Consider the following 7,171-nt stretch of genomic DNA (forward strand, 5'->3'; position numbering starts at 1 on the left):
CGCGACCAGCGTGCGCGCGCCGGTGCGGGCGGCGAGGTCGGCGAGCAGCCGGTCGTAGGTCGTGCCGCCGGCGGCCTCGAGCACGGCGGTGAGCAGCAGGTAGCCGCCGCTGCTGTACCGGTACCCGCCGGGGGAGCCGGTGACGGCGTCGCACAGCTGCGCGGCGGCCTCGCTGGCCGGCCCGGGTCGGGCGACGTCGAGGGCGTCGGGCGGCGACCCGGCTCCGGCGGTGTGGTGGATGAGGTCGCGGACCGTCACGTCGTTGAGCCGGGTTGTGGCGCAGGGGAGGTGAAGGTATCGGTCGAGGGTTGCGTCGAGATCGAGGGCGCCGCGTGCGGCGAGATCGGTGGCGACGGAGGCGGCGACGGGCTTGGCGAGCGACCCCCACAGCCCGCGGGTGTCGGGGGAGTAGGCGTGGCCGGAGCCGTCGACGCCGGTGGCCCCGCGGTGGGTCGTGCCGTCGGCGGTGACGACGGCGTACGCGCCGCCGGGAGCGCCGGTGCGGTGCAGGTGGTCTCGCCACAGGCCGTCGAAACTTGCATCGCTGGTGGTGCCCGATCGCCAGGGAGCCGCCGCGAAGCCGGCCGCGAGCAGACCGAGCAGGGCGGCGAGCAGCCCGGCGACGAGCCACCATCGAGAAAACCGTATGGACATACGGTGACGTTACCGTATGGCAATACGGTGGTCGGGCTACTGTGGTGCGCATGCCTCGAGACGCCGACCGCGACGGCCGCCGCGCCGACCTCGCCGACGCCGCCCTGTCGATCGCCCTCGACCAGGGCCTCGACCGGGTGACGGTGCCGCGCATCGCGGCCGCCGCCGGGGTCTCGGTCGGGCTCGTGCAGCACTACTTTCCGGCGAAGGCCGACCTCGTCGTCGTCGCGTACGAGCGCCTCGGCGCCCGGGTCGACGAGCGGGTGGCGGCGATCGTGCAGGCGGGGGAGTCGGCGGGCGGCACGATCCGGCAGATGATGGGCGCGGCCCTGGAACAGTTCCTCCCCCTGGACGACGCGCGCCGCGAGGAGGGCCGCGTGCGGATGGAATTCGCGTCCCGGGCCCTCCGAGACGACGCGCTGTCCCGCGTCGCCGCCGACCTTCGCCGCCGCCTCGAGGAGCGCCTCGCCGCCGCCGTCGACAACGGCCGCGAGTGCGGGGAGACCGCCCCTGGAATCGTCGCGGGCGACGCCGCCGCGGAACTGCTCGCCCTCGGCGACGGGCTGGCCGTGGCGGGTCTGCTCGGGGGTGACCCCGGGCGGGCTCGACGCCTGGTGTCGCAGGCCGTCCTGCGGACGTTGCCGGGTGCATGCCGACGCGGCTGAGTGCCTCCAGGATCGTCAGCGGGGCTCGGGAGCGCAACGCGGAACGACGGCGCACGATCGCGACTCTCAGCGCGACCTGACCCGGCTCACCGGGCGTCATTGCCTGGTCAGGGTGTCGAGGGTCTCGACGCGCCCGCCGTGGGACCGGTTAAGGGTTCGACGGGGGACCGCCCGGATGAGAACCTGGTGGTGATATGACGAACACCCACCCCACCACTCACGGCTCCGGCCTCTTCGACGCCAGGGCATCCGCGCTGTCCGACTCCGACGACTGGCACGAGCGCGACCCCGACTTCAACGCCTACGACGGCGACCAGCTCGAGCGCGAGGAGCGCGCGGCGATGCGGCGCGTCGCGGGGCTGTCGACCGAGCTCGAGGACGTCACCGAGGTCGAGTACCGGCAGCTGCGCCTCGAACGCGTCGTGCTCGCCGGCGTGTGGAGCGAGGGCAGCGTGCAGGAGGCCGAGAACAGCCTCCGGGAGTTGGCCGCGCTGGCCGAGACCGCGGGCTCCACCGTGCTCGCCGGCGTGCTGCAGCGCCGGGTGCGCCCCGACGCCGCCACGTACCTCGGCTCCGGCAAGGCCGAGGAGCTGCGCGACATCGTCGCCGACGAGGGCGCCGACACCGTGATCTGCGACTCCGAGCTTGCGCCCAGCCAGCGGCGCGCCCTGGAGGACATCGTCAAGGTCAAGGTCATCGACCGCACCGCGCTGATCCTCGACATCTTCGCCCAGCACGCCAAGAGCCGGGAGGGCAAGGCGCAGGTCGAACTCGCCCAGTTGCAGTACCTGCTGCCGCGCCTGCGCGGTTGGGGTGAGTCGATGAGCCGGCAGGCCGGTGGCCGGGTCGCCGGCGGTGAGGGCATCGGTTCGCGCGGCCCCGGTGAGACGAAGATCGAGCTCGACCGGCGCCGCATCAACACGAAGATCGCCAAGCTGCGCCGCGAGATCCGGCACATGAAGACGACCCGCGACACCAAGCGCTCCGGCCGCCGCGCCGGGCACGTGCCGGCCGTCGCGATCGCCGGGTACACCAACGCGGGCAAGTCCTCGCTGCTCAACCGCCTCACCGGAGCCGGGGTGCTCGTCGAGAACGCGCTGTTCGCCACCCTCGACCCCACCGTGCGACGCACCGAGACCCAGGACGGGCGGCCGTACACGCTCGCTGACACCGTCGGGTTCGTGCGCTCGCTGCCGCACCAGCTCGTCGAGGCGTTCCGCTCGACGCTGGAGGAGGTCGCCGACGCCGACCTGCTGTTGCACGTCGTCGACGGGTCCCACCCCGACCCCGAGGGCCAGATCTCCGCGGTGCGTGCGGTGCTCGCCGACGTCGACGCCACCGATGTGCCCGAGATTGTCGTCGTCAACAAGGCCGACGCCGCCGACCCCGAGGTGCTGGACCGGCTCCGGCGGCACGAGCAGCGCTGCTTCGTCGTCTCCGCCCGCACCGGCGCCGGACTGCCCGAGCTGCGCGACGCGATCGACGCGGCGCTGCCTAAGCCACAGATTCCGTTGACGCTGCTCGTGCCGTACTCGCGCGGGGACGTCGTCAACCGGCTGCACACCGACGCCGAGGTGCTCGCCGAGGAACACACCGCCTCCGGCACGCGCCTGGAGGTCAAGGTCGCCGAGCATCAGGTCGACGCCCTGCGCGAGTTCGAGGTCGCCGCGGTCTGATTCGAGTGGTCGTCGGCCGGCTCAGGGGATCGAGCCGCGCGGCTTCATCTCGGTGCCGGTCGCTCTGGGACGGAGCGATAATCGCCGAGTGACATTCGGCGCCTTTTCATCTCCGGGCCACCCGATCGTCGTCGGTGGTGGTCGAGGCTGACGGCATGGTCGACCTCTCCCGACGTACCGTCCTCAGCGGCGCCCTCGGTGCGGGCGTCCTCGGCGTCGCCTCCGCGGACCCATCCGCCGCCCGACCGGTCCGATCCCAAACTCCGGGGCTGGTCACCGCCCGCCCGAGCTTGCCCAGCGGGTGGCAGTCGGGCGATGTGACCGACGGATCCGCCATCATCTGGTCGCGCACCGACCGCCCCTCCCGCCTCGTCGTGCGGATCGGCCGCGGCCAGAACGCGCGCATGATCCGCGGACCGTGGGCTACCCCGCGGACCGACTTCACCGCGCAGGTCGACGTGCGCGGCCTGGCTCCCGGGCGCGAGTACGACTATCGAGTGCACTTCGAGGATCTCAGTGGGGAGGCCGGCGAAGTGGGCATCGGGAGCCTCCGCACCGCTTCCGAGAACACGGCCGCGACGAGCTTCGTGTGGACCGGTGACACCGCCGGCCAAGGGTGGGGTATCAACCCCGACCTCGGCGGCATGGTCGGTTACCGCCCTATGCACGAACTGCGGCCCGATTTCCTCATCCACTCCGGCGACAACATCTACGCCGACGGTCCCATCACCGAGAAGGTCACCGAGCCCGACGGCCAGGTGTGGCGCAACATCGTCACGACCCAGGTCGCCAAGGTCGCCGAGACCCTCGACGAGTTCCGCGGCCGCTACCGATACAACCTCCTAGACGACAACATCCGCGCGATGTACGCCGACGTCCCGGTGATCTCGCAGTGGGACGACCACGAGACGACGAACAACTGGTACCCCGGCGAGATTCTCACCGACGACAGATACACAGAACAGCGGGTGGACGTGCTCGCCGCGCGGGCCCGACAGGCATTCTTCGAATACATGCCGATCTCGCACCGGTACCGTGACCGCGCCCGTGGGCCGCAGCCGCGGATGTACCGCGCGGTGAAGCGTGGCCCGCTCCTCGATGTCTTCAGCCTCGACATGCGCACCTACCGCGGGCGTAACACCGCTGGTCTCGAGGGTCGGCGCACCGCATTCCTCGGGGAGGCTCAAGTCGAATGGCTGCTGCGCGAACTGAGCGCTTCGAAGGCCACATGGAAGGCGATCGCCGCCGACATGCCGATCGGGATCATCGTCCCAGACGGTGACATCGCCATCGAGGCCATTGCCAACCGCGATCCCGGTGCGCCTCTTGGGCGCGAACTCGAGATCGCGTATCTGCTGAGCCAGATCAAGAAGCGGGGCATCCGCAATGTCGTCTGGTTCACCGCCGATGTGCATTACTGCGCCGCGCACTACTACGACCCCGACAAGGCGGCCTTCAGCGACTTCGACGGCTTCCACGAGTTCGTCGCCGGACCCATCAGCGCCGGCGGTTTCGGGCCCAACGACATGGACGCGACGTTCGGTCCTCAGGTGCTTTTCCAGGGCCTGCCGGCGAGGGTCAACCAGTCGCCGCGGGACCAGAAAGCCATGTTCTTCGGCTACGTGCAGATCGATGGTGCCGGCGAGATGACCGTCTCGCTGCGCAACGGTCTCGGCGAGGTGCTGCACACGACGACGTTGGAGCCGTCCGGCCTCTAGGGAGTCTTCGAGTGACCGCTCGGTGTGCGTCGAGCGGTCACTCGTCTCGGATCTCAGAACGGGGCTCCGTTGACCTGCGGAAACGCCGGTTCGCGTCGGGGTGACCTCTCGTGAGAGGTCACCCCGACACGGCTCACCGCGTGAGCACGATCCGCCCGCGCAGGCCGCCCTTCTCCAGGAGCCGGTGCGCCTCGACCGCCTCGCCGGCGGGCAGCGTCGTCGCGATCCGGGCCGTCAGCCGCCCCTCCTGCGCCTGCTCCCGCAGGCGGTCGAGCTTGGCGTGCTCGCGGGCGTACTGCGGCACGAACGTTTTCGAGCTGACGATGCCGCGCTCGTCGGTGACCGGAGAACCGCGCGCCGACGAGGCGATCCGGCCGCCGTCGCGCACTGCGGTCGCGTTCTGCACGACCCGGCCCGCGGTATCGACCAGGCCGTCGACCCCGCCGGGCGCCTGCTCGCGCACGAGCGCGGCGTAACCGTCTCCGCGCGGCAGCACGACGTGCGCCCCGAGGCTGCGGACCAGCTCCTCGTCCTTGGGCGCCGCGTCGGCGATCACCCGCACGCCGTCGGCCACCGCAAGCTGCACCGCGTACCCGCCGACCGCGCCCGCCGCCCCGACGACCGCGATCGTCGCCGCCTCCGGCAGCTGCAGCAGATCGAGGGCCATCCGCGCGGTGAGACCGTTCATCGGGATCGTCGCGGCCTGCTCATGCGACAGCCCGGACGGCATTCGCACCACCGACTCGGCCGGGCACGACCTGCTCGGCGTAGCCGCCGCGGGTGCCCGACGTGGCGATGACCGCCATGACGTCGTCGCCGACGTCCAGGTCGGTGTCGGTGCCGGCGCCGATCGCGTCGACGATGCCCGCGGCCTCCATCCCCGGCACGTACGGCGGGGGAGCGTCGCTGACGAACGCCAGCCCGCGGCGCACCATCGTGTCGACCGGGTTGACGGTCGCGGCGCGCACCCGCACGCGCACCTCGCCCGGTCCCGGCTCCGGCACCGGCACCTCTAGCGCCCGCAGCACCTCCGGCCCGCCGAACTCGGTCAGGCCCATCGCCGACATGTCGCTCACCGGTGTCCTCGCTCTCGTCGGTCGGCGCCCTGCCCGAAGGCGGGGCCTAAGCCCGTTGCGCGCGTCACGGCCGCAGCAGCGCCTTGATCGCGCGGCGCTCGTCCATCGCCTGGTACGCCTCGGCGACCTTGTCGAGGGGCAGTTCGAGGTCGAAGACCTTGCCCGGATCGATGCTGCGCGCCCAGATGCGATCGATGAGATCCGGCAGGAAGCGGCGCACCGGCGCCGGCCCGCCGTGCAGGTGCACCCCGGAGAAGAACAGCTGCTGACCCGGGAGCTCGACGTCGTGGGAGACGCCGACGAAGCCGACGTGCCCGCCCGCCCGGGTCGAGGAGATCGCCTGCGTCATCGACTGCTGGGTGCCGACGGCCTCGATGACGCTGTGCGCGCCCAGCCCGTTCGTCAGCTCCTTGACGTGCTCGACGCCCTCGTCGCCGCGCTCGGCGACGATGTCGGTCGCGCCGAACTCCGTCGCCAGCTTCTGCCGCGACTCGTGCCGCGACATCGCGATGACGCGCTCGGCGCCGAGCGCGCGGGCCGAGAGGATGCCGAGGAGGCCGACCGCACCGTCTCCGACGACGGCCACAGTCTTGCCCGGCTCCACGGCGGCCGCGACGGCGGCGAACCAGCCGGTGCCGAGCACGTCGGAGGCGGCGAGCAGGCTCGGCAGCAGGTCGTCGGAGGGGTACTCGGGGGTCGCGACGAGCGTGCCCTGCGCGTTGGGGATGCGCACGTACTCGGCCTGGCACGTGCTCATGAACTCGCGGTGCACGCAGTGGGACTGGTAACCGGCCCGGCAGATCTCGCACGTGTTGTCGGAGGTCGCGAACGAGCCGATGACGAACTGTCCGGGCGTGACCGACGTGACCTCGCTGCCGACCTCCTCGACGACCCCGACGTACTCGTGGCCCATCGGGTGCGGTTCCTTGACGGGCTCGGCACCCCGGTAGGCCCACAGGTCCGAGCCGCACACGCACGTGACGACGGTGCGGATGATCGCGTCGGTCGGCGCCGTGATCGTCGGCTCGGGAACGTCCTCGATCCGGATGTCCCCCGGGGCGTGAATGATGGTGCCGCGCATGGCGGGTCTCCTCTGTGTCAGTAGAGCCGTGTCGGGTAGCTGTGTCGTGGAGCCGTGTTGTAGAGCCGGTGGCGCGCCTGGGTGGTTTCGCATGTCGAACGCCGCAGCCGAGCATCACACACGCACCGGTGCGCTGCCAGGTCCCGGGAGTACACCCCTGATCCATCCACAGGCGCTCCCGGCGCGATACCGCCGTCCACAGGCCCCGGGTGAGGCGGCGGCACGTTGTCGGTGCGCTCGCCTACTCTGAGTCGGTGCCTTCCACCTCCCGCCGCCCGCAGCGCGACGCCGACGCTCGCCA

Annotated in this window: 7 protein-coding genes; 3 read left to right on the forward strand and 4 right to left on the reverse strand. The window is 71.6% G+C overall.

Features of this window, described 5'->3' with window-relative positions:
* Positions 1-654, reverse strand: a 654-nt coding sequence (locus PINTE_RS19505; protein WP_157087394.1) for a serine hydrolase domain-containing protein, incomplete at its 3' end; no start/stop codon positions are given.
* 50 nt (positions 655-704) lie between these two features.
* Between PINTE_RS19505 and PINTE_RS19510 the strand changes: the two genes are divergently transcribed.
* The 3 genes from PINTE_RS19510 (at position 705) to PINTE_RS19520 (ending at position 4,713) form a co-directional block, all read left to right on the forward strand.
* Complete coding sequence (locus PINTE_RS19510; RefSeq protein ID WP_157087395.1) at positions 705-1,319, forward strand: TetR/AcrR family transcriptional regulator; 615 nt, start codon at positions 705-707, stop codon at positions 1,317-1,319.
* A 194-nt stretch (positions 1,320-1,513) separates the two neighbouring features.
* Positions 1,514-2,995, forward strand: a complete 1,482-nt coding sequence (gene hflX / locus PINTE_RS19515; protein ID WP_068434008.1) for a GTPase HflX — start codon at positions 1,514-1,516, stop codon at positions 2,993-2,995.
* A gap of 155 nt (positions 2,996-3,150) precedes the next feature.
* Positions 3,151-4,713 (forward strand): alkaline phosphatase D family protein, encoded by a 1,563-nt coding sequence (locus PINTE_RS19520; protein ID WP_068434012.1) that lies wholly within the window; start codon positions 3,151-3,153, stop codon positions 4,711-4,713.
* A gap of 133 nt (positions 4,714-4,846) precedes the next feature.
* Here the strand turns inward: PINTE_RS19520 and PINTE_RS24640 are convergent, their stop codons facing one another.
* The 3 genes from PINTE_RS24640 to PINTE_RS19530 form a co-directional block, all read right to left on the reverse strand.
* Positions 4,847-5,443, reverse strand: coding sequence for a zinc-binding dehydrogenase (locus PINTE_RS24640; protein WP_245643068.1), 597 nt, complete (start codon positions 5,441-5,443; stop codon positions 4,847-4,849).
* Positions 5,421-5,780 (reverse strand): alcohol dehydrogenase catalytic domain-containing protein, encoded by a 360-nt coding sequence (locus tag PINTE_RS24645; protein WP_245643069.1) that lies wholly within the window; start codon positions 5,778-5,780, stop codon positions 5,421-5,423. Before PINTE_RS24645 ends, PINTE_RS24640 begins: the two co-directional genes overlap by 23 nt.
* A 73-nt stretch (positions 5,781-5,853) precedes the next feature.
* Positions 5,854-6,870, reverse strand: a complete 1,017-nt coding sequence (locus PINTE_RS19530) for a zinc-dependent alcohol dehydrogenase family protein (protein ID WP_068434010.1) — start codon at positions 6,868-6,870, stop codon at positions 5,854-5,856.
* Positions 6,871-7,171 lie beyond the last annotated feature (301 nt).

The organism is Piscicoccus intestinalis NBRC 104926 (assembly GCF_001515525.1).
GTDB classification, from domain to species: Bacteria; Actinomycetota; Actinomycetes; order Actinomycetales; family Dermatophilaceae; genus Kineosphaera; species Kineosphaera intestinalis.